Origin of the sequence: Paraburkholderia sp. Ac-20340 (genome assembly GCF_017104965.1) — a bacterium.
In the GTDB taxonomy this organism is placed as follows: Bacteria; Pseudomonadota; Gammaproteobacteria; order Burkholderiales; family Burkholderiaceae; genus Paraburkholderia.
The window spans coordinates 92,003-115,130 of the sequence record NZ_JAAGPR010000007.1; the positions used below are offsets into that span (position 1 = coordinate 92,003).

At 56.8% G+C, this 23,128-nt stretch carries 15 protein-coding genes; 8 read left to right on the forward strand and 7 right to left on the reverse strand.

The annotated features are described in order from the left end of the window. Positions 1 to 15: 15 nt before the first annotated feature. Positions 16 to 1,335 (reverse strand): extracellular solute-binding protein, encoded by a 1,320-nt coding sequence (locus G3N59_RS11605; protein WP_205982757.1) that lies wholly within the window; start codon positions 1,333 to 1,335, stop codon positions 16 to 18. Between the two features lie 102 nt (positions 1,336 to 1,437). Continuing rightward, the gene (locus G3N59_RS11610) at positions 1,438 to 2,538 is read right to left on the reverse strand and encodes an ABC transporter ATP-binding protein (protein ID WP_205982758.1); all 1,101 of its coding nucleotides are present in this window, start codon (positions 2,536 to 2,538) and stop codon (positions 1,438 to 1,440) included. Positions 2,539 to 3,304: 766 nt separating this feature from the next. On the opposite strand from G3N59_RS11610, the gene G3N59_RS37295 reads away from it, so the two are divergent. After that, a complete protein-coding gene (locus tag G3N59_RS37295; protein ID WP_346777875.1) occupies positions 3,305 to 4,885 on the forward strand; it encodes a methyl-accepting chemotaxis protein in 1,581 nt (526 codons plus the stop codon). A 372-nt stretch (positions 4,886 to 5,257) separates the two neighbouring features. On the opposite strand, the gene G3N59_RS11620 is transcribed toward G3N59_RS37295, so the two are convergent. Next, complete coding sequence (locus tag G3N59_RS11620) at positions 5,258 to 6,961, reverse strand: GMC family oxidoreductase N-terminal domain-containing protein (RefSeq protein WP_205982951.1); 1,704 nt, start codon at positions 6,959 to 6,961, stop codon at positions 5,258 to 5,260. A 415-nt stretch (positions 6,962 to 7,376) separates the two neighbouring features. Between G3N59_RS11620 and G3N59_RS11625 the strand changes: the two genes are divergently transcribed. The 7 genes from G3N59_RS11625 (at position 7,377) to G3N59_RS11655 (ending at position 17,852) form a co-directional block, all read left to right on the forward strand. Further along, positions 7,377 to 8,507: a porin gene (locus G3N59_RS11625; RefSeq protein ID WP_205982759.1), complete on the forward strand. Its 1,131-nt coding sequence runs from the start codon at positions 7,377 to 7,379 to the stop codon at positions 8,505 to 8,507. Between the two features lie 249 nt (positions 8,508 to 8,756). After that, a complete protein-coding gene (locus G3N59_RS11630) occupies positions 8,757 to 9,935 on the forward strand; it encodes an MFS transporter (protein WP_205982760.1) in 1,179 nt (392 codons plus the stop codon). Between the two features lie 196 nt (positions 9,936 to 10,131). Beyond that, a complete protein-coding gene (locus G3N59_RS11635) occupies positions 10,132 to 11,658 on the forward strand; it encodes a GMC family oxidoreductase (protein ID WP_205982761.1) in 1,527 nt (508 codons plus the stop codon). Positions 11,659 to 11,785: 127 nt separating this feature from the next. Continuing rightward, a complete protein-coding gene (locus tag G3N59_RS11640; protein ID WP_205982762.1) occupies positions 11,786 to 13,591 on the forward strand; it encodes a thiamine pyrophosphate-binding protein in 1,806 nt (601 codons plus the stop codon). Between the two features lie 338 nt (positions 13,592 to 13,929). Continuing rightward, positions 13,930 to 15,075 carry a Gfo/Idh/MocA family oxidoreductase gene (locus G3N59_RS11645; protein ID WP_241023381.1) on the forward strand — a complete coding sequence of 382 codons (1,146 nt, stop codon included), beginning with the start codon at positions 13,930 to 13,932 and terminating at the stop codon, positions 15,073 to 15,075. A 143-nt stretch (positions 15,076 to 15,218) separates the two neighbouring features. Continuing rightward, a complete protein-coding gene (locus G3N59_RS11650) occupies positions 15,219 to 16,046 on the forward strand; it encodes an XRE family transcriptional regulator (protein WP_205982763.1) in 828 nt (275 codons plus the stop codon). A 939-nt stretch (positions 16,047 to 16,985) separates the two neighbouring features. Next, positions 16,986 to 17,852 carry a sugar phosphate isomerase/epimerase gene (locus G3N59_RS11655; protein WP_205982764.1) on the forward strand — a complete coding sequence of 289 codons (867 nt, stop codon included), beginning with the start codon at positions 16,986 to 16,988 and terminating at the stop codon, positions 17,850 to 17,852. 108 nt (positions 17,853 to 17,960) lie between these two features. Here G3N59_RS11655 and G3N59_RS11660 read toward each other — a convergent pair whose 3' ends face one another. The 4 genes from G3N59_RS11660 to G3N59_RS11675 form a co-directional block, all read right to left on the reverse strand. Beyond that, positions 17,961 to 18,845 carry a sugar phosphate isomerase/epimerase family protein gene (locus G3N59_RS11660; RefSeq protein ID WP_346777876.1) on the reverse strand — a complete coding sequence of 295 codons (885 nt, stop codon included), beginning with the start codon at positions 18,843 to 18,845 and terminating at the stop codon, positions 17,961 to 17,963. A 59-nt stretch (positions 18,846 to 18,904) separates the two neighbouring features. Beyond that, on the reverse strand, positions 18,905 to 20,554 hold the full coding sequence (locus G3N59_RS11665; RefSeq protein ID WP_205982765.1) for a GMC family oxidoreductase N-terminal domain-containing protein: 1,650 nt from the start codon (positions 20,552 to 20,554) through the stop codon (positions 18,905 to 18,907). 951 nt (positions 20,555 to 21,505) lie between these two features. Continuing rightward, positions 21,506 to 21,682, reverse strand: a complete 177-nt coding sequence (locus G3N59_RS11670; RefSeq protein ID WP_205982766.1) for a hypothetical protein — start codon at positions 21,680 to 21,682, stop codon at positions 21,506 to 21,508. Positions 21,683 to 21,900: 218 nt separating this feature from the next. Next, complete coding sequence (locus tag G3N59_RS11675; protein ID WP_205982767.1) at positions 21,901 to 23,052, reverse strand: OpgC domain-containing protein; 1,152 nt, start codon at positions 23,050 to 23,052, stop codon at positions 21,901 to 21,903. Positions 23,053 to 23,128 lie beyond the last annotated feature (76 nt).

Here is a 23,128-nt window from a genome sequence, read left to right on the forward strand (position 1 = left end):
AGCAAACTACATCAACTATCGTGCGGCCATCAACTTGTCTGCACCGAGTTGGTTCGACAGTTCATTCTTCATCATACGAACTGCATCATCCACGCTCATTTTCGGCTTGAGCACGAGCGCCTCGGTCGCCGCTTCGAACGCATGCGCCCAGACCGGATAGTCCGGGTCAGCGGGTACACTCTTCGCCACCGCAAGCAGCTTGCCGAATTCTTCCTGATACGGCGGCGCGAGTTCGGTGTATTCCTTGTCAGTCCAGTACGTCTTTTGCGGCGGTACGAAGCCCGTCCAGTTAGCACCCTTAACAATATTCTGCTTGCCAACAATCAGCTGAATCAGTTGCCAAGCCAAATCGGGATGGGCAGACTTCTTGTAAATAGACAGGTCCCAGCCGCCGAAAGCACTCGCATACCCAACGCCACCGCCAGTAACAGTCGGAAGCGGAGCGAAGCTCACATACTTTGGCGCGTCAGGCCAGCAAGGGGCGCACATGGATTTGCTCCATGCCGCGGGGACGTAGTTGCCCACCAGCGCAATGCCAATGTGATGCTTCGGAAACTCGGGCGTTGCGAGTGCCGGAGAGTTCGCGTTCAGAAGCAGCGACGATGGTGCGAGCAGCCCTTCAGCCGATGCTTGACGATAGAAGTTCAAGACTTCGCGGATGCCCTTGGTATCCACTGCCCACTTGCCGGACGCGTCCTTAATCGTCGGGTCACTCGACGCCATCAAGAGGTTAGCGGCACCCAACACGAGCGCTGACGAGCCACCAGCCGGCCCCGTAATCGCCCACAACGGCCAGACACTGGGGTCGCTCTTCTTAATCTTGCGTGCTGCATCGAAGACGTCTTGCCAGTTCTTGGGCTTCCAGTCAGCCGGAAGGCCCGCCTTCGAGAAGATTTGACGGTCATACAGCAAGCCGGACGTGTTTACGCCTTGGCTGATACCAATGACGTCCTTGCCGGTCGTGGCTTCCTGCTTAACCGCGTCCGGAACATCCTTCCACCAGGCTGCGTTGGCGACATACTGGTTGAGCGGCATGAGGTACCCGCTCGCGGCCCACTGCGCCATCTCTTGAGCCGGCAACTGCGCGACGTCAGGAGCCGCGCTGGAGTTCCCGTAGGACATGCTGACCTTCGTCACGATGTCGTCGAAGCCACCAGGAATCGGCACAAGCTGTACCGTGACACCAGGATGCGACTTTTCAAAGTCAGTCTTGATGTCACCCCAGAACTTCTTCGTGAGCTCCGGCGTGACCATCACGTACTCAGAACCGTAAGCGAGCTTGACTACGGTATCCGCATGGGCAACGCTGCAGAGCAACGACCCTGCGGTCAACATGGCGGACGCTACTGCGACCAACTTCCTGCTCTTACGAGGAAAACAACGCATTGCTGGACTCCTAGTGTCTATTGTTGAAATGAAGCTACGTTCCACCCCGCCTCAGTGCCGGAGGCTCTTGCCGGTATTGGCGTCGAAGTAGTGAAGGTCTGCGGGGTCGAAAACGAGCTCGACTCGCTCGCCGATACCCACGGGAGAAAAACTCGGGAATCGAGCATCCACGGCAGTCCCGTTGATTGAGACACGCACGAAATTCTCCGACCCAGTGGTCTCAATTGCTTCGACCACGCCCGAAGTGCGCACCTCGCATCGCGCCGGCGCATCCTTGACCCAATGGAGGTCGTCCGGGCGGATACCAACTTCGATATTCGATGGCGCGGAACCGTTGAATTCGGAGCGCTGAGCCGGCGGCAAGCGGAACTTCGCGCCAAGAGCGTGGCAGTCGGCGTCCGAGGACCCGAGGCTGATTTCGCTGGACGCAATGTTCATTCGCGGGGAGCCGATAAACGTTGCAACATAGCGGTCCACGGGACGCCGATAAAGGCGCTCCGGCGTGTCAATCTGGAGGAGGTTGCCACCCGAAAACACTGCGATACGGTGGCCCATAGACATCGCCTCAACCTGGTCGTGCGTGACATACACCATCGTCGTGCCGAGCCGTCGTTGCAGGTCCGAGATTTCACTGCGCATGTGAGTGCGCAATGCGGCATCGAGGTTGGAGAGCGGCTCGTCAAGCAAGAAGAGCCTTGGCTCGCGAATCATCGCTCGGCCCAGTGCAACGCGTTGACGTTGGCCACCGGAAAGCTCAGCTGGGCTGCGCGTAAGCAGGTTCTCGAGCTTCAACATTGTGGCAACCTCGTGTATGCGCCTCTGGATTTCCGCAGGCTTCGACTTACGCACCTCCATCCCGAAGGCGAGGTTCTTGTAAATCGACATGTGCGGATAAAGCGCATAGCTCTGGAACACCATTGCAATATCGCGGCGGCCGGGAGGCAGGGCCGTAACATCCTTGTTCCCAATCCAGATGCGACCGTCCGTCGGGTTTTCGAGTCCGGCCAGCATGCGCAGGGTCGTTGATTTGCCACAACCCGATGGTCCGACGAATACGAGAAACTCGCCGTCCTCGACATCCAGGTTGAGGTCCGATACCACGTTGGTTTCGCCGAACGTCTTGTAGACGTGCTCGAACTTTATCGATGCCATTGCGCTGGTCCCGCTTAACAGAGTGGAATGATGCGAACGTAGCCCCTGGGCCTTAGAACGGGCGGTCCCTTGAAGGCCTTTGCTTGGGAAATCGGTTCAACGTGAACGCAGTTTCAGCATCCAAAATGCAGGTCTCAATTTCGCAACCCCGCTAAACCTGACGCAATCTGACGCATGGTGTTTTGCTGGTTGCTGCAGCAGTCCCCGAGGTCGCTTTCATTTCCGACGCAAAGGCGCACCAGCAATGGACTGCCCCTTTCGACCTGCAATCCCTCGCCCGGAAAGCCCAGCGGACGAAGTGCGAATAGGACAAACCCGTAGGAGGCGCTCGAACGCCTCATAGGGAGTGCCTCTCGCCTGACTTTGCTGACCATCATGGTTAGGTGGCGGTAAACCTCCGGCAACCGCCGAATAGTCGTTAACCTTTTTGGGCTGCTCAATTGCGCAGCGCACCACAATGACACTGCCTCGCTCTCGCACAGGTGCAATGGAATACGCGCGTCGCAGTGCGTCGTTTTTAAGACGCTTGCGAAATTGAGCGCGTCTTTTTGTACACGGAAGCTTAGTCACCCGAATTGGGACCAACGGCTCGCGGATGCAATCTCTCGCTTGCTAGAACCGTGTCGCACACGTGGCGAACACGGGCAACTCCCGCTTTGCGCCGGCGCCCACCAGTCTGACTGGCCAGCATCCAAGCCGAAGCACGTGGCCAAGCCCAATTCAAAACACGAAGGCACTTTCTTAAGAGAACACCAAAGGAGACAGCGTGACAACTTCGACAATGACAGTGCGCCAGAAGCTAGTGTTTGCGTTCGGCTCGCTGACTTTCCTCGTACTAATTGTTTCAGGAACCGCACTGTCGTCGCTCGTCACGGCGAACTCGAGGTTCGAGAACTATGTCAGCGGCATCAACACTCGCGCGAGGCTTGCACAAGATGTGCGGGCGGCGGTAGACCGGCGCGCCATCGCAAGCCAAGAGATGCTACTTTCGAACTCCGGAGCGGAGGTCGACGCAAGAAAAGCAGACGCTCTAAGAGCTAACGACGATGTGCACGCAAAGCTCAAGCAACTTCAGGACGAAGTTGGCATGCATAGCGACAACGATGCAAAAGCGGACGCCCTCGTTGCGGACATCGCTGGCGTTGAGGCCCAATATGCACCGATTGCCATGAGAGTGATTAAGGCAATGGACAACTTCGACAATGCCGACGCCATCCTGCTGATGGGGAGGCAGGGCTACCCGCTTCTCGTCTCGCTGACAAACGCGACAAACGCATACGACGACTTTACGCAAGCGCGGGCTAACGCGCTAATTGCTAACGCATCCGAGAGCTTCGCGCGTCAGCGACTCCTTCTCATCGGAATCTGTGTCGTCTCCGTTCTCTCAGCAATCATTGCAGGGCTCTTGATTACTCGAGGCCTAACACGAGCTCTCGGGGCAGAACCTGACCTGCTCCGAGAGGTCACCCAGCGAGTGGCCGATGGTGACTTGCGGCCAGTTGCGAGTGCATCCGATGCGCCGTCTGGCAGCATCCTCGCGTCGATTAGCTACATGCAGGCGAGTCTGGTCCGATTGATTTCTAACGTACACGGAGTAGCGACCAGAATCGCTGATGGCACTGCAGAAATTGCAACAGGGAACGCCGAGCTCAATGCACGCACAGAGCAGCAAGCCGCATCGCTAGAAGAGACTGCAGCCACTATGGAAGAGCTGACCTCGACCGTGAAATTGAACGCTGAAAATGCTCACCAGGCTAGCATCCTAGCGGCCAACGCCTCGGAAACTGCCGCCCGCGGTAACGCCGTCGTCGGTCAGGTCATAGGCGCGATTCAAGCCATCCACACGGGTTCGAACAGAATCGCAGAAATCACGGGAATCATCGAGGGCATTGCCTTTCAGACCAACATCCTGGCGCTAAACGCCGCCGTCGAAGCGGCGCGCGCTGGCGAGCAAGGACGTGGTTTCGCCGTGGTCGCCAGCGAGGTCCGAAGCCTTGCACAGCGGTCATCCACCGCTGCAAAGGAAATCACCGAAGTCATCGGCAGCTCGGTGGCGCGCATCGAGGACGGTTCGGTGCTAGCTCAGCAAGCCGAGCTTGCGATGCTCGAGGTGACGAAAGCTGTCAATCAAGTTAGCAACTTGATGGGCGAGATTGCGGCTGCCTCGGAAGAGCAAAGTCGCGGTATCAGTCAAATCAATGCTGCTGTATCGCATATGGACGCTGCCACCCAGCAAAACGCTGCCCTTGTTCACGATGCCGCAAACGCGTCGAAGTCACTTGAAGTACAAGGCGCGCAACTTAGCACCGCCATCAGCACCTTCCGCGTCGAAACAGCGACTGCCTAGTGCGCACCCAAACGACCGCAAGCTCTCCCAAGCCGCCTGCACTCTGTGCTCAGCCATCCTGCGGGCACAGAATGTACAAGCCGGGTCATCCTAAAGCAGCCATCGGGCTGCCAAACCTGTCGATTGTCGAGGCTTGTCTATCGGCTCAGCGCAGCGAGGAATGCGGGACAGAGTTCGTTGCAGACCTTGTCGAGGCATAGTCATCTCCCCGACGTACTGCCTTCGAAGAAGCCACAGAGCCTTTAAGTGGCCGGAGCCGCTAAGCGCTCAGCTCAAAAAAAAGCAGGGCCGAAGCCCTGCGCCAAGAGGCTAGGAAAGGCCTCACGCATGGTACAACTGGAGCTAGTCGCGACGAGTTGGCCTGGAGTACCCTCAAGCGGTTGTTTTGCTTACGGGCAGCTCAACAATAGTGGAAGCGGTGCCTGCCCTTCTGTCCTGCTTAATCATGCGACTTGCATTCTCGGCAATCATCACCGTTGGTGAATTGGTGTTTCCGGAGGTGATTGTCGGCATAATTGATGCGTCGACAACGCGCAACCCCTCTACCCCGAAGACGCGCAGGCGCGAGTCTACGACAGCATCAACATCTCCCTTTTTCCCCATCCTGCACGTGCCCACCGGATGGAAAATCGTGGTGCCAACGTTTCCTGCCGCGCGCACAAGTTCCTCGTCGGTCTGGTATTCCTGGCCGGGAAGAATCTCTTTAGGCTCATACTTCTTGAGAGCACGAGCCGACACGATATGACGGGTGTACCGAAGTGCATTCACCGCGACCGTCTTGTCATAGTCTGTCGACAGATAGTTAGGAGCGATAGAGGGCGCGACGGAGGCATCGCGCGATTTGACGTGAATCGTCCCACGTGAGGTAGGCCGCAACTGGCAAACTGACGCTGTAAAAGCGTCAAAGGGATGCAAGGGCTCACCGAACTTCTCGAGTGACAGCGGTTGGACGTGGTACTGAATATCCGGGCGCGCGTCGAGGCCGTCCGTGCCACTGTTCGCGAATACACCCAGTTGAGATGGTGCCATCGCCATCGGCCCGCTACGCTTGAAGACGTACTCCATGCCAATCGCGAGCTTTCCCCACCAATGTGCACTTAGCGTATTGAGCGTCTTCGTCCCGGAGACCCGGTAAGCCATACGCAGTTGCAAGTGGTCCTGGAGATTCTCTCCGACCCCCGCAAGATGGTTCACGACATCTACACCGAAACCCTTAAGAAGCGCGGCGTTACCGACTCCGGAGAGCTCCAAAAGCTTCGGCGAATTTACGGCGCCAGCACTAACGACGACTTCAAGCTTTGCGGTCGCGCACACGTCCTCGCCATTGACCTGAAAGTGCACGCCGTTACAGCGTTTGCCATCAAAGCTAAGGCGCTGCGTCATGGCTCCGGTTATGACGGTAAGGTTCGGACGCTTCATTGCTGGGCGCAGAAATGCTTTGGAAGCATTCCAGCGGACACCGCTCCTCTGGTTGACGTCAAAGTAACCGACACCTGCGTTGTTGCCGCGGTTGAAGTCGTTGGTAAAGGGGATTCCTGTTTCTTGCGCAGCGCGTGAAAACTCTTCAAGAATTTCCCACTTCAACCGCTGCTTCTCGACACGCCACGGGCCACCTCGGCCATGTGCGTCATTGGCACCACCGTGATAGTCCTCGCTATCACGGAAGACCGGCAGTACTGCGTCCCAGTTCCACGTCGAGTCACCAGTCAGCCTGGCCCACTCGTCATAGTCCTCGCGCTGCCCCCTCATGTAAATCATCCCATTGATGGACGAGCAGCCTCCGAGGACCCGGCCACGCGGATAAGAAAGCGCGCGACCGTTGAGGCCGGCCTGCGCCTCGGTCTTCATGCACCAGTCTGTCCGCGGATTTCCGATGCAATAGAGATAGCCGACCGGCACGTGTATCCAGTGATAGTCATCAACACCACCGGCTTCAAGAAGCAAAACTGAGACGTCAGCGTCCTCGGATAGCCGGTTTGCAAGGACACACCCCGCCGTTCCGGCACCAACGATAACGTAGTCATAGCTACCTACTGAGCGTCTCGCCCCCTTATCTCCGCCCCTTCCTGCCTGCATCACGTCTCCTGGTTGCATCTACGACCCTTGCCACGCGGGTCAATTAAGTCTGCTCTGCGCCCGTTTCGTTTTGAACTCATCGAGCTTTGAAACGGTAGGAGTCTCCGCTGGAAGGCACGCTATCGGCGACCAACAGGACACCTGCTCGCAACTTTGACAATGTTGCGTCCAAAAACTGTCTCTTTCCATTCCGCGGTCCTTCGCATAGCTTCGCGCCATGGCGCTTCTGAGTGACGCACGCGCTGCGTCAGTGTGCGAAGGCAATTTTTACTGCTGCGAAATTGAGCCAGGAATTATGGTTGCCAACACTTCTGGACACGCAACGAGCGTCGAACGCAGTGCTGCGTAGCTTTCTTCAAGACCATCCCCTTAGTTATACAAACTAATTAAATTTTTTAGAAAACAGGAAGCAGACATGAAGAAACTTTCCGCGCTGTCCGCTGCGTGCGGGCTCGTATTCTGTGTTAATGCGCACGCTCAAAGTAGCGTCACGCTTTACGGCATTCTGGATGCAGGCTTTGCCTATATCCACAACAGCGGAGGTCATAGTGCGCAGTGGAAGATGTCTACCGGCAACATCTCGGAAAACGAATGGGGCCTGAAAGGGACCGAGGACCTCGGGGGCGGGCTGGCAGCAAACTTTCAAGTAGAAAACGGTTTCGACATCGCCTCAGGTCAAATGCACCAGAACGGTCGCCTGTTTGGTCGCCAAGCGTGGGTTGGACTCGCATCCCCGACAACTTGGGGTGCTGTAACCCTCGGCCGGCAGTACGACCCGATTTCAGACCTTCTTCAACCGCTTACTGCGGACTCTTTCTCGGGCATCTTCGCGACGCCTGGTGACGTCGACAACTATGACAGCAGCGCGCGGTTCGACAATGCCGTTAAGTGGGTTAGCCCGAACTGGAGCGGCGTAACGCTTGAGGCAATGTACTCATTCGGTGGTATCGCCGGTGCTACAGGGTCCGGTCAGGTCTACTCGGGCGCCGCCTCGTACAACCGCGGCCCGCTCTCGATTGCAGGTGGCTACATCCATATCGATAACGGCAACGCTACCCTTTCCACACGCGGTACGACCGCGGCAGACTCCTTGTTCAACAGTGCGGTCAACGCCGCTTATGCGTCCGCTCACGCTGTCGACATTGCGCGTATCGGTGGCCACTATGTGATTGACCAGGTGACCGTGGGGGCAGCGTACAGCTATTCCAAATATTCGCCGGACGGCCACTCGACGTTCACCGATTCCCAAAAGTTCCAAAACGGTTCGGTATACGCGACTTGGCAAATCTCGCCGGTCTTTCAAACGACGATTGGCTATAACTACACGAAGTCCACGGGAGACTCGTCCGCGACATATCATCAAGTCGCACTGGGCGTCGACTATTTCCTGAGCAAGCGGACCGACCTGTACGCCATCGCGGCATATCAGCATGCCAGCGGCCAGAATGGAGCAGGCCCCGCGCAAGCTGTAATCGGCTCCTATGACGTCAACTCCGGCGCGAACTACCAGGTGCTTACGGTGGCTGGAATCCGCCATTCGTTCTAAGGCTCTTCGCGATTGCCACATGCGGTTATTTCCGCATGTGGCAAACCAATTTCATTATAAATGTAGTACACCGTATCATTTGCATTGGCACACTGACGTCGAGTAGCATTCGTGAATTCTTGACGCTGACCGCACACGAAACTCCTATACGCGAGACCTATCAGGCGTTTCGCTGCCACCGGGCAACGGATTTGACTCGATGCCAGTCAGCCAAATCTCACGATTCATCCTACACAGGACCGCTAGTCGATGACATCTTGCAGCTTCGCCAAATCCCATCCAGCTGTGACCGTCTGGCATCAACACGCGACGAGAGCTGCCTTCTTCGCTGCCGGCCTCGCAGTTGCCTCATGGGCGCCGCTAGTTCCATTTGTAAAAAGTCGGCTAGGCATTGATGACGCGACATTGGGCGTCCTGCTCCTGTGTCTCGGCATCGGCTCTGTTCTCGCAATGCTCGGCTCTGGGAATATCGTCTCCAGATTCGGCTGCCAACGCGTCATCAGCTTTTCGATGGTGTTGGTTGCCGCTATGCTTGGTCTTCTCGGGTCGGTCGATGGACTCTATGTAACCGGGTTCGTACTCGCTATTTTCGGCGCTGCCATCGGGACGTTAGAAGTCGCGATGAATATTCACGCGGTCGCTGTCGAACAACATTCGAGCCGGCGCATGATGTCAGGCTTCCACGCGCTCTATAGTGTCGGAGGCTTCGCCGGGTCAAGCGGTGCAGCCGTGGCACTTTCTTCCGGCGTCACGCCGTCTGCCACGGCTATTGCAGCCGCATCAACACTGGTCATAACTCTTCTCATCTTTGGTAGGCGCTTCCTCAGCGACCGGAACCAAGCACACCGCTCTTCGCTCACCCTACCCAGAGGAAGGGTGCTCCTCCTCGGCTGCATGTGCCTTATGTTGCTGGTAGTTGAGGGTGCGATGCTCGACTGGAGTGCGCTCCTCCTGTCTACGTCTAAAGCAATGCCCGAGACAAAGGCGGGCATTGGATATGCTGTCTTCGCAGCCACGATGACGGCAGCGAGGCTCACAGGTGACTGGATAGCGGCGAAGCTGGGAGCCCGCCGCGTAGTAAGACTGGGTAGCGCACTTGGCGCCGCAGGTATTGCTCTGGCTGTCCTTGCTTCAGACCCATACCTCGCCATTTTTGGCTTCGCGTTGATGGGCTTGGGTTGCGCCAATGTCGTTCCGATTCTGTACTCAGCGGCCGGTGCCGACAAATCCATGTCCAAGGAACATGCCATAGCAGCAACAGCAACGCTCGGATATGCGGGAACTTTGACAGGCCCCGCCGCAATCGGCTTTATCGCCCACGGCGTCGGCCTGCCTGCAGCCTTCGGGCTCTTATCAGCTCTCCTTGTAGCCGTCTGCCTGGCCTCCAGCATCGTGCCCAGACACACACACACTGACGCACTCCATTGAGGGGCAAGACGTTTGCAGAGGGTTGGAAATGCACTTAGGCTAAACCATTAGCCTCTTCTGCGTCACTTTGCGTCAGATTGGATGTGGTTGCGAAATTGAGCGGATTTAATTGGACGCAAATACTTGCGACATCTGCTTGAACAGCGAACGACCGAGACAGTTCGCGGAGCGCTAACCCCACATACCTAAAGTCACCATGCAAAAACATCACGACGTTATCGTAATCGGCAGTGGAGTCGGAGGAGGCACCGTAGCTCGCCGCTTGGCCGAAAACGGGGTTAACGTCCTGGTCCTTGAGCGGGGCGACTGGGTGACCCGTGAAGATGACAACTGGAGCGTTGCGTCGGTCTTCCACCAGAAGAAGTACACCGCGCACGACAGTTGGCTTGATGGCACTGGCCACGAGTTCCGACCCAACATCTACTACAACGTTGGTGGCTGTACGAAGTTCTATGGCGGCAGCATGATTCGCTTCCGCGAAGAGGACTTTGGCGTCCTGGAGCACGAAGAAGGTGTCTCTCCAGCGTGGCCGATTAGCTACTCGGATATCGAGCCGTATTACTGCGAAGCTGAATCTATCTTCGACGTCCACGGCGACGACAGCGGTGACCCCAGTGCCCCGTGGCGCAGCCAGCCTTACCCGTCGCCGAAGCTCGTCTCCGAGCCTTTGGTGCAGCGGATGGCAGACACGATGCGTCAACTCGGAGCGAGTACATCGGCACTCCCCGAGGCAATTGACTTTGGCCCGAAGGGACGTTGCATTCGGTGTAAAACTTGCGACGGCTTTCCGTGCAAGTTGGGCGCTAAGAACGATGCTGAAACCAGCCTCATAACGCCCGCTCTTCAGACTGGCCGCGTCGAAATCGCCACGCATTGCTATGTTCAACGGCTTCTGCTATCTGCCGACGGCAAGCGCGTTGACGGTGTAGAGGTGACGCGCAATGGCCGAAATGAGGTTCTACGTGCGGGAGTTGTGGTTGTCGCATGCGGCGCAATCAATAGCGCAGCCCTGTTGCTGCGTTCTGCAACCGATACCGCGCCCCAAGGCGTCGCAAATCGCTCGGGCGTGGTTGGCCGCAACTACATGGCCCACAACCAAACCGCGCTGATGGGCTTGTCTTTCGAGACAAACGATACGGTCTTCCAGAAGACGCTTGCGCTCAACCAGTATTACTTTGGTGACGGCAACTATCGTTTCCCCCTCGGCCACGCGCAGATGCTCGGCAAGTTGCAGGGCGGCATGCTCTCAGCCAACGTCCCTTTCCTTCCAAAGGCCGTTGGGTCAACGATGGCTCGCCACAGCATGGACTGGATTGCGTTCTCCGAGGACCTCCCTGACCCAGAGAACCGCATCGTTCTGCGGGACGGGAAGATTCAACTCGCAATCAAACGGAACAATCTCAAGCCGCACCATCGCCTCGTTGACAAGTTGACGTCTCTGCTGAAGAAGTCGGGATATCCCATCGTCCTGGTGAAGCCGCTGATTCGCCATTCGACGTCTCATCAGTGCGGTACTGTCAAATTCGGCGTCGACCCGACGACGAGTGCCATTGACCCGTATTGCCGCAGTCATGAGCACGAGAATCTTTTCGTTGTAGACGCGTCGTTCATGCCGTCTTCAGCTGCAGTTAACCCTGCGCTGACAATCGTAGCGCAAGCGTTACGGGCAGCAGACCATATGTTGAAAGAGGACTTTCGCACGTTTTCGCAACACGCCGCTTAACACGACCGATTCAGGAGTCGTGCGGAGTTGGCCAACCATACGTTGTATAGCCAATAAATAGAAAACATAAACCGTGTCGCGGAAACGCGCGCATTTGTATCAAGTTGCCATGCAAAGGAGCAATTCAATGGCTGAAAAGAAGGAAATGACCGGCGGTCAAATCGTCGTCGAGTATCTCGTCCGCGAAAAGGTGCCCTACACGTTCGGCATCCCGGGTCACGGCAACACCGCGCTTCTCGACGCATTCGTGGACCGTCAGAACGAAATCACGCTCGTCCCGGCGATGCACGAACAAGGTGCGTCGCACATGGCCGACGGCTACTACCGCGCGACCGGCCAAATCGCAGCCGTGTGCTCGTCGATTGGCCCAGGCGCAACGAACACGCTCACGGGCGTGGCAACGGCATTCGCTGACTCGATTCCGCAACTGCTTATTACCGGCGGCGTCCACACGTACATGACCGGCAAGGGCGTCCTGCAAGAAATCGACCGCCCGCACGGCGATAACTTCCCCCGCATGGCAGAGCCGGTCGTGAAGCGCTGGTGGCAGCCGAGCCATGTTGCACAAATCCCGGGCGTAATGACGCAGGCGTTCAACGTCATGCTCGAGGGCCGTCGCGGCCCGGCGCTCATCAACCTGCCGCAAGACTTGCAGGCTGAGGCGGCGCTCGTCGAGCTGCCGGAGTCGCAGACCCATCGTTCGCATGGCCGCCTTCACGGCGACCCGGTCGACATCAGCAAAGCGGCAAAGCTCCTGCTCTCCGCAGAGCGCCCGGTCATCCTCGCCGGCGGCGGCGTAATTGCGGCCGAAGCGACTGAATTGCTCGTCGCCATCGCTGAATACGTTGGCGCAGCGGTCACGACGTCGTTCATGGGCAAGGGCTCCATCGCTGAAGACCATCCGCTGTATGCATGGCCCTGCGGGGACCTCGGCTCCATCCCGGGTAACGCAATGACCCGTGAAGCCGACGTTATCCTGTCAGTCGGCTGTCGTTTCAGCGACCGTATCACTTCGTCGTACCGTCCGGGCGTCACCTTCGACATCCCGAAGACCAAGCTCATTCAGGTAGACATCGACGGCTTCGAAATCGGCAAGAACTACCCGGCGGAAGTCGGCATCGTCGGCGACGCGAAGGCTATCCTCTCCGCGCTGCTCGATGAAATGCGCGACCTCGCAAAGCCGCGCGACTACCAGAACGCGCCGCAGTTCCGCCGCCTGCAGGAACTGAAGGCGCAATGGCTTGAGCATCTGCGCCCGCTGCGCGAATGCAATCACTCGCCGATGACGGTCTCGCAAGTTCTGTTCGAGGCTCGCAAGGTCCTGCCGCGCAACACCATCGTCGTGACCGATTCGAGCAACCCGCAGAACCAGGTATTCAACGAATTCCCTGTCTACGGCGCAAAGCAGCACATCACGCCGGGCGGCTTCTCGGGCATTGGCTTCGCACTGCCTGCCGCGATTGGCGCAAAGCTGGGCGCGCCGAATCAGCCGGTAGTCGCGGTCTGTGGCGACGGCGCGTTCCTGCAAACGGGTCAAGAACTGGCGACCGCTGTGATGATGGGCATCCCCGCGGTGTTCCTCATCATCAACAACGGCGGCTGGGGTGCCATCCGCAACCTGCAGCTCAACATGTTCGGCGAAGACCGTGAAATTATCACTGGCTTCAAGACGCCGGATGGCTCGCCGTGGTCGGCGCACATCGCGAACTTCGCGAAGTCGCTCGGCGCAGAAGGCGAGCGCGTCGACGACCCCCGCCAAATCGGCGCCGCTCTGCAGCGCGCGATTCAGTCGGGCAAGCCGTACGTTGTTGAGGCAATCTGTTCGATTGAGCGTCCGTACAGCAACATGCACCCGACCGGCTGGTGGGACATCACCGTTCCGGCCTACCTCGGCGACCTCCGCGACAAGTACGTCGAAGGCCGCGGCTTCTAACGGGCACTGAACAAAGGTGCGGGACGGACTGGTCTGTTCCGCACCTTGCTCCAGTTTGCGTTGCTTGGTTTGCTGAATGTTTCTGCAAACGGATTGTTTGCGCCGCATCGGACGTTCGTCTACTGCGCGGTTCTTTGACACAGAGAATCGCGTCGTTGTCGTCCCTGAGTGACAACGCCAAACAGCAAGCCTTATCGAGGGCGTCGATTCTGTCGGCGCTTAGTTGCCTGCCTGCCGCTTCAATGCCGGCCAACTGCTCGTGCTCCAGGACATCTTTCTCGCCCGGCTTCGGCTGCAGCCTTGCGGGCAAACTTCTATTCCTACAACTGGGGACTCAAATGAATCGTCGACTGCGACTCGGGATGGTAGGCGGTGGCCAAGGTGGCTACATCGGATGGGTGCATCGGCTCGCCGCCCGACTCGATGACTGCTATGAGTTCGTTGCTGGGGCGTTGTCGTCGGATGAGAAGAGAGCTCAAGAGAGTGGCCGCGCCCTCTTCCTCGACCCAGAGCGCGTCTATACGGACTACCGCGCGATGGCAGCCGCGGAGGCAAAGCGTCCTGATGGTATCGACGTAGTCGCCATCGTCACCCCGAATCACCTCCACGCCCCTGTTGCAAAGGCGTTCCTGGAAGCCGGCATACACGTCATGTGTGACAAGCCACTTGCACTGTCGTTGGCGGAAGCTATCGACTTGCGCGACCTGGCGAAACGCGAAGGCAGACTTCTCGGCGTTACGTACACGTATTCGGGCTATCCGATGGTCCGATATGCCAAGGACCTTGTGGCAGCAGGAGAACTCGGCGATGTGCGCTTTATCGCCGTCGAATACGTTCAAGATTGGCTGACGGAACCGGTCGAGCTGCGCGGAAACAAGCAAGCCGAATGGCGCACGGACCCCAGCCGCACGGGAGCAGGTGGTTGCCTTGGCGACATTGGCACTCATGCCTATCACCTAGCGAGCTTTGTCACCGGAATGCTGCCCGACGAATTGTCGGCTGACGTCGCGTCCATGGTGCCGGGACGTCGAGTTGACGACCACGTGCAGGCCACGCTCTTCTACGCCTCAGGCGCACGCGGCAACCTCATCGCGAGCCAGATTGCAGCAGGCGAGGGAAACGCGCTCCGCCTTCGCGTCTATGGGACCAACGGCTCCATAGCCTTCGACCAGGAGCATCCGGATTTTCTCTGGCATACGCCGCTCAACGGGAACACTATCCGATTGACCAAGGGACGTGCCCATAGTCCTGCCGCAGACCATGCGGCGCGTTTTCCCGCCGGCCACCCGGAAGGATTCTTCGAGGCATTCGCCCAGCTTTATCGTGACGCAGCATTGCAAATCGCAGCAAAGCTCGAAAACAGCGCCGTCCCCGCAGCAAGCACGTTGCTCACGGATGTCAATGATGGCGTGGAGGGGATGAGATTTGTCGAAGCAGCGCTTCGCAGTCATGCCGGCGGTGGAACACGCGTCTTCATCCGCTGAAGGCCCACAACGTAGCCCCTCAACTCATCTTTTGACCCTATATATGCGAGCATCTTGCGGTGCTCGCAATGATTGGGTAAGTTAGGGTGCGAACGCCGCAGGTCTGTGAAGGCGCCCACCACCCTTGAATCTCCGCCAAGTATATGGATAGACCGCAAGACCGCATCAACCTCCAAAAGAACCTCGTGCTACTGGTCGAGTCATGTAGTTCGGTTGCCGGTCTGTGCCGTAGCCTCGACATTAACCGGCAGCAGTTCAACAAGTACCTTGCCGGCCAGCACGCACCTTCGCACAAGGTGCTTCAAAAAATAGCGCGCCACTTCATGATGGAGGTGCCTGACCTCTACCGTCAGCCGGCCGACTTCAAGCAATTTTATGAGGGTTTCGAGAGTGAGTTGCCCATGGGGTTGCGCTCGTCCTCGCAATTCGCAACCTTTCTGCCGTTCGCGAAGGCATCGGTCGAGCCTCTGCGCGATTACCTAGGCGTTTACTATCGGTACCACAACTCGTCAATTTACAAAGGACGAATTCTGCGGTCTGTTACATGCCTCTACGAGGCAGAGTCGACAATCCAGCACGTTACCGTCGAGCGATTTCCACTGCTCGATGGGAGCGGGAAGACGGGCTACTCGTTCACGTACTATGGATTTTGTTTCCTCATCGGAGACCGAATCTTCATGGTCGACTTCGAGGGGCAGCAGCAAAACGAGCTTACGTTTTCTATATTGACACCCCAGCACCGTCGTCCCATCCGTTTCTTGTACGGCCTTGTGTCGGGCGTGGCGTCGTCTTCCTATCGCCAGCCGTTTTCGACCAGGCTCGTGTTTAGCTTCTGCGACAAGGGAAAAATCCAGAAGAAGCATCTGCGCAGTGCGACGGTCCTTTTGCCTAGTGACTCATCACTCCCGCTAGAAGTTCGCGAATACATGGCCGGAGACAATTCGAGCATTATTTGGGGCGGAGAAGGCTAAAATCGCGTAGGCCAGCGATAATAGTGGCCCACGCTATGGACGTCTGCTCCATCCAGTACCCCATTACGCTCCGCATCCGCCGGTCCCGGCGTCACAACGGATTCAGAATTCGCTTCCGTTTTCCTGTCGACTCCGCGCCGGCACCAAAGCCAAATGGCAGCCACAGCGAGAAGCATCCCCGCTGTAAGCATCAATGCGATTACGCTGAGGGCATTGTCGGAAGCAAGCGCCCTGAACAACGCATAGCAGGATAAGTTGCCACCAAGAGGCCAGGTACCCATCTCTCTTCTCCCAGGTCGCGCGAAACTGCAGCAAGATGAAAAAGAGTCTCTCCCGTCGAAACTCTGTAATCAACTTCGCAATCCTTCGCAGACGTATGCAGAAGGACGCGCTATTCTCCACGGCCAAAATCTTCGACCACAACTGAGGCCTCCCCTAAGCCGATTCAATTTGCCTGCGCCACAGTGCGTCACTACCCGACTACGTTGCGAAATTGCCGTCGAAATTTTGAAGCCAAATACTTTCCCTAACTAGGTGCGAACCGGCGATATGACATCCGCAGCGGCCGCAATGGCAAAACCAGTACTATCCTCATACGAGACATGAGACGGTTTCTAATTGCTGCGGCGGTTCTTTCCCTGACTGCGTATCTCACATGCAAGTATCCACTGGATGTTGAGGCAGTTACCCTCAGCCGCTTCGGCCTCGATATCGGGAAGATGGAGGAATAGTCTCAGCGCCCCCCTTTCGCTCCATACAGTTCGCGCTCAATGGAAAACTCCGCTGCATTTGGGTTTCGAGTAACGAAGGCCGGAGACATCCGTGAACGACTCTTAGGCCCGCTCCGCACCGAATGACGCAAAGCAGCATTAGCGTAGAACACACATACGCGCTCGCTGCTGACAAGACGACCCTATTATCATGTAAGGCTATAGTGAAATGAACGGTAAAGACACAAATTTGCTCGCAGCATTTTGGACCATTGCAGGCGAAACGCACCCCGACGACGCCGAGTGGATTAGCCCAGACAGCCTCCAAGTGCGAGCTGAAGCAGCCTCCAAGGCTGGCTGGAAAGGAATCGGCCTGAGCCTGGACGATTGCAGGTACAGCGTACAGAAGTACGGCACGGCTGGAGTTCGACGTATCCTCAAGGACAACGGCCTCGAGTTCTTTGAGCTCGAAATCCTAATGGATTGGTACACGACCGACGGGCGTCGCGAAGCCTCTGACCGTGCACGCAGAGAGTTTCTTGATTTTGGTGGCGAACTCGGGATGTGCAATCTGAAAGTCGGCGTGAGTCACCTTGATGCCACCCCGACGAATCACAGTCAGATGGCTGACGAATTCGCCAAGCTCTGCCAGGACTTCGCCGCCATCAACGCGACTGTTGGACTTGAATTTATGCCATTTTGCAAGGTCTCGGGCCTTGCAGACGCACTGCCAATCGTAAAGGGTGCCAGCCAGGAAAACGGAGGCCTCGTCATTGATATCTGGCATGTCATCCGCAGCGGCACTACCTACGACGAAGTTGCGGCAGTTCCGGCCAACCTTATCAAGGGTATCGAACTCAACGACGCTAATGCGAGCCCAATCGGTACGCTGATGAATGACTCAACGTATCACCGCTTGGCGTGCGGCGAAGGAAAGCTCGATTGTCCATCCTTCATTTCTGCGGTGAAAAAGACTGGATTCCATCAGAAATATTGGGGAGTCGAAATTCTTTCTGACTTCCTCCGCAAGGCACCCGTTGACGTACGTGCGAAGCACGTCTATGACACTACCATCGCACAATTCAACGCGACCTGACCGTCACACACTAACGAGGTGTGGAGCTCGCTCCCACCGGATTCTCGGTGAGCCAGTGCCTGCGTGAAACTAAGCCCGTGTGTCGGTACCACGGGCTTCTCTATTTCTTCAGCTGAAGACCAGCGTCTCCAACTGCCGCTTCATATCCTTTGCAATGGTATAGCTATTGCTTTGCTGCTGCTTCTTGCAGAAAGTTTCACTGCACCACCAGCCTCTAAATCCCGTTGCCTTCACCGCGTCAGTCCAATCGCGCAAATTCAACACGCCACTTCCCGTCGGCACGTTGCGCAAAACGGTCTCCACTGGAACACCTCCTTCATAAGGCAGAGAGTCGCACACGTGCACGCCATAGATGTGCTCGCGCTCGACCTTCGAAAGGTCTTCGGGCGTTGCCCCTGATGTGTAGCAGTGCCAGAAGTCGATAACGAGCTTCAGATTCTCGCGACCGACTCGCCGCACGACGTCGACCTGTTCAGCAAGTGAGTTGAGTGGCGCCCATGAGAGTGCTTCAAGGTAGACGGTCAAACCGTACTCCCGCGCGCGGTCGGCAATTGCGGTCAGATTCTTCGCAGTTAGCTTGACTTGGTCATCCTGGTGATGCTGGAGCAGGCCTGTGTAGCGCTTCGAATACCCCTTTTCTTTGAAATCCAGAACAGCTTGGACATCTAGTGGTCCAGAAACAATCTGAACACCCTTCGCGCAGATTGCGGAGGCAAGTGTGAACAATTTGTCCGCCTCTCGGAAAAGCTCCTTCTCCGCACTGCCCTGTCGTTCGATATCAACGAGGGCCCCAATCCCATGGACAACAAAGCCATCAAGTACGCCGCGGAGGTCATCAGCTGAGTAGCCCGCGTCAAGATAGCTACAGACTTTGTCCTGCGTTATTTCGACCGCTGTGTACCCGGCGCTGCGCGCAATATCAAGTTCCATGACCAGCGTCGAGTGCTTAGCGGCGGTGGTATTAAATGTGATTCGGTTGTTATCGAATGTCACCGTTGAACTCCAAAGTTCCGCGGTGGCTTCGTCAAGCACACCGCAACTGACTACGTTGACTACACCTGTCCCGCAGCGAGTTCGATGTCCTGCACGGCCAGGCGCCTTCCACGGATGATGTCGGATGCCTTCTCACCAATCATCGTGCAGGCTGCGTTCGTGTTGCCAGACGGAATACGCGGCATAACGGAAGCATCTGCAATGCGAAGACCATCAATTCCTCGCACCCTAAGTTCAGGGTCGACAACGCTCAGCGAATCGCTACCCATGCGGCACGTCCCAACTGGGTGAAGCGCCGCTCGTGCATTCCTTCGAAGATACTCACCAAGCTGAGTCCGATTCTCGAATTGCCTACCGGGGTAATGTTCCCGTTCAATATATGGTCGTATCGCAGCCTGGCCCATAATTTCTTGCCCGATGAGAAACCCTTCGGTCAACCGGTCGACGTCGTGCTGTTCAACCATGTAGTTAGGCACAATTCGTGGTGGCACAGACGGATTCGCACTAAACAATGACACCTCTCCGCGAGAATGCGGCTGCACATGTTCAAAGTTCAGAGTACATCCTGTCCCGCCAGGTACGCTTTCAGTCCCCTCTTCTACGCCTGCGCCGACGATAAAAAAGTATTGGAGGTCTGGCGGCAGGCCTGTTTGAGTCCCCCGGCAAAACGCCCCGCCTTCAATGAGGTTTGACGCAATAGGACCACTGCGGGCAACAGCATATTGAAATGCCGCCCAGGCTTTCCAATGCAACTTCTTGAACTTGTCGTAACTGTCTGAACCGGATTTCATCTGGTAGACGAGCGACATCTCCAGATGGTCCTGAAAATTCCTTCCTACACCTGGCAGGTTGGCGTGCATCTTGATTCCATGTCGCTCAAGCAATGCTGCATGACCAATACCCGACAGCATCAAGAGCTTTGGCGTGTTGATAGTCCCTGAGGAAACAATGACTTCATTGTCGGCATAGACGCACTTTGTCTCGCCCGCGATGACATACTCAACCCCAATCGCGCGCTGCTTCTCCACCAGAATCTTGAGTACCTTGGCACCCACAAGCACGGAGAGATTCCCGCGCTTTTCTGCCGGCCGCAAATAGGCACTCGCCGAACTTGAGCGATAGCCGCCCTTAACTGCAACCTGGTAGAGTCCGCAGCCGTCCTGGACGCCCCCATTGAAATCGGGCACATATTGCAATCCAGACTGTTGACAAGCCTGAAGCCACTTCCTTGTTAACGGGTGAACGCTAGCAGGAAAGCTAATACCAACGGGACCATCTATGCCGTGCTGCTCATTGGCGAAGTCGCTGTTGCTCTCAGCACGTCGAAAATACGGAAGCACATCTCTGTACGACCAACCTCGTGCGCCCGCTGCCTCCCAGTTGTCATAGTCCGCAGGATTCCCACGCACGTAGACCATGCCGTTCACTGAACTGCCACCACCGAGAACGCTCGCTTGCACCATTGTGTCGTTCTCTTCACGCTCGTAGCCCGGCGTCGGCTCCCACCGATAGCGCTTGAGCAAGCCGCCCTGCGCAGTCTTGTAATACGTTCCGGGAAATCGGATGTAAGGGCTTGAATCACGTGGCCCCTCTTCAATCAGGATGACCGTCGCTGACGGGTCCTCCGAAAGACGCGACGCCACAATACAGCCGGTAGTTCCGCCACCCACGACGATGTATGTTGCGCTCGTAGCCTGATGATTTTTCATCTCTTCTAAAGACCGTTAGCAGAATGTCCTGAACCGAGGCCTATCCTGAATCTGGAGCGTCAATGACCTCGCACTGGTCATCGCTGCCAGTGCCGAGCACCATAGAGCTTTGTGGATAAGCGCCTTAAGAACTCAAGTATTTTTGACCAAATAATCGCGTTCAATTTCGCAGAGGAAAAATTTCTGACGCACGTTGACGCAATCCAAACCAGGTACCAGCCGGCCAAGTCGCCCTCCTTTCGAGAACGACCGAATCGCAACAACTGGCGGTGCGCTGAGCGTCACACAGCGTCAGAGAATCGGACAAGTGCGAAATTGACGGACCACTTTTGAACATAGACGCTTACGGAACTCGACTCGAATCTGCACAGTGCCTTAAATTCGGCTGGCTACTCCCAATGGCGCATTACGATGTACGTAAACATTGGAGTATTTACACAGTACGAGGCTTAACCCGACCGGACATAGCATGCCCTTCAGCTCCCACACAGGCGCGCATTGGTTTGACCTGTACGCCATCGTAGACTCAGCACTGCCGGCGCAGTGGATAGGATTTATTGCGCTAGGTGTGGTGACAGTTGCTACTGTTGCAGCTATTGGGTTCGTGCTTTTTACCGATTGTAGGCATACGAACAAAGCGAGCTAGGCACACTCGCGCTCAGATTCCGAAATCGCTATCGGCGAAAAGTTTCCGCTAAAACGGGGCAAACATGCAGGTATCGTCGACGGAACGACCTTCGACACCAAGGCGCCGTGGCCAATCCTCTCGAGCGTCCGTTGCAGCGATAGCCGACGTACGTCGACGGCCGCGGTAGGACCTATTTAGGAAAAGTTTCGACCTTCTTTCCTAGCAGAAGTCGCAGCTTCATAGATGCCGCTATTGCAGCGGCCGACCGCAAGTACAACGATGTCTGGTGGGCTTGCTCCATCGCGGACCAGGGATACCAGACGTTAGCCGACGCCACGCAACGCGCCATTGCGGCAACCGACGAAGAGCCAGCGCAGTTCAGCGCCCGGCACCCAAGATGTCTCCAGTTGCTTCTTCAGCCCCGTCTTGAAGTGCGCTTTGACCGAGCGGTCGACATCCGCCCAGCGAGTCGGCCGACGAACGACCGCGGTCGCGGCCACTCCAAGTCACCGCACTCTTCAGGCCCAGGTCTCGAAGCAGGTGTGTCGCGAACATGGGCTATGGCCTTCGTCGCATTAAGCGCAGTCGCCGCCTAGTCTGGCGCGGCGCCGGTGGCTATGAACTTACAACGGTACTTGCGCAATCCAAACCAGACAAAGTTGCCACCCGAGGCGCGGTCTGGTCCGGGCAGTCCTTCGCTAACAATTGGTAGGTCGCATCACCGTTGAACCTGAAGACGGTAGTCCTCTCGCATGCTTCTGATGACTTCGCGTTCCGTCGAACGGAAGGCTTGCAGCCGCTTAATCTCAGCCGAAAGATGTCCGATAAACAACAGCGCTACAATCACGAACGCGTCACCAAGTAAGCGTATGGGCCAGTTCACCAACGTTGCCGAAGACCACCTCGACAGAAAGAATTGAAGGCATGTATCGGTCAGAATTGATACAACGCCACCGGCAACGAAACACACCAGCCCTTGCTGACCGACGGTGGTCACGCATGTCAAACGCGTCGCCAAAGCTCGACCCCACCCTATTCGCACAAACTGCGCACAGAGCCAAGCAATCGCGAGAAAGCTGACTACGCGTAGACCGGCGAGGTTCTGCTTCATGTATCCAGGCGTCGGGTGAACGTCAACTCTAAGCCTGAATAGAGCAATCGCCAACGCAACGCAAAAGGCGGCACTTGTGAGAAATCTGCCTCTATTCGAAACCTGAAATTGCGAAGACACCGGGTGCAGTCGGCAGAGCATTCCTAAGGTGAACATCAGCTGCCAGGCAAAGGGATTGAACGCCCATCCCTCGCCAGTCGCGTCTGGTAGCGTTGCGCCCAGCCATGGAGCAAAGAGCCATAAGGTAAAGCTCAGTGCGAGGGCCTTCGCCGGAGTATCTCGAGCGAGAGGCGCGGTGAGCGGTACACACAGCGCAAAAACAACGTACATTGGCAACACTCCCGCCAGTGTCGGCTGTCGGCGGAACAGAGCGATATCTGCTAGCGAGTGCAACGGATTTAACACAATCCTAGATAACACCACTCCGTCGATACGCAGACCAGCCCCTCGCGCCAGTATCGCGCTGCACACTAACATTAGTGCCGCAGTAATCAGGTACGCGCGGTATATCTGCCACGCACGCCTCAGAAAACGTCGCTTGGCGGCAATCTCACCGCGTGCTTTGGCAACGCCCGTGTATGCTGCGGCCGACGCATAGCCGCCCAAAAACACGAATCCTTCTGCCGCGTCACAATACGCATAGCTGTGTAGCGTGATGTTCCGGAGCAAGCCGCTCAAGGTGTGGTCAAGAGCTATCACGAAAAAGATAACTCCCCGCAGAAGATCAACCTCAATTGAACGACTCGCGCTTGAGTTCATGCTTGATATCCTTCAAGGACGAAATTGCCGTCTGAAAAATCAACTATGAGAGATTGCAAGATATACGCGGGCAACG

Excerpts from the sequence above, each read along its gene's own strand:
- G3N59_RS11605 (WP_205982757.1), bottom strand. The coding sequence starts at position 1,335 with ATGTTGACCGCAGGGTCGTTGCTCTGCAGCGTTGCCCATGCGGATACC.
- G3N59_RS11610 (WP_205982758.1), bottom strand. The coding sequence starts at position 2,538 with ATGGCATCGATAAAGTTCGAGCACGTCTACAAGACGTTCGGCGAAACC.
- G3N59_RS11620 (WP_205982951.1), bottom strand. The coding sequence starts at position 6,961 with ATGCAGGCAGGAAGGGGCGGAGATAAGGGGGCGAGACGCTCAGTAGGT.
- G3N59_RS11625 (WP_205982759.1), top strand. The coding sequence starts at position 7,377 with ATGAAGAAACTTTCCGCGCTGTCCGCTGCGTGCGGGCTCGTATTCTGT.
- G3N59_RS11630 (WP_205982760.1), top strand. The coding sequence starts at position 8,757 with ATGACATCTTGCAGCTTCGCCAAATCCCATCCAGCTGTGACCGTCTGG.
- G3N59_RS11635 (WP_205982761.1), top strand. The coding sequence starts at position 10,132 with ATGCAAAAACATCACGACGTTATCGTAATCGGCAGTGGAGTCGGAGGA.
- G3N59_RS11640 (WP_205982762.1), top strand. The coding sequence starts at position 11,786 with ATGGCTGAAAAGAAGGAAATGACCGGCGGTCAAATCGTCGTCGAGTAT.
- G3N59_RS11645 (WP_241023381.1), top strand. The coding sequence starts at position 13,930 with ATGAATCGTCGACTGCGACTCGGGATGGTAGGCGGTGGCCAAGGTGGC.
- G3N59_RS11650 (WP_205982763.1), top strand. The coding sequence starts at position 15,219 with ATGGATAGACCGCAAGACCGCATCAACCTCCAAAAGAACCTCGTGCTA.
- G3N59_RS11655 (WP_205982764.1), top strand. The coding sequence starts at position 16,986 with ATGAACGGTAAAGACACAAATTTGCTCGCAGCATTTTGGACCATTGCA.
- G3N59_RS11665 (WP_205982765.1), bottom strand. The coding sequence starts at position 20,554 with ATGAAAAATCATCAGGCTACGAGCGCAACATACATCGTCGTGGGTGGC.
- G3N59_RS11675 (WP_205982767.1), bottom strand. The coding sequence starts at position 23,052 with ATGAACTCAAGCGCGAGTCGTTCAATTGAGGTTGATCTTCTGCGGGGA.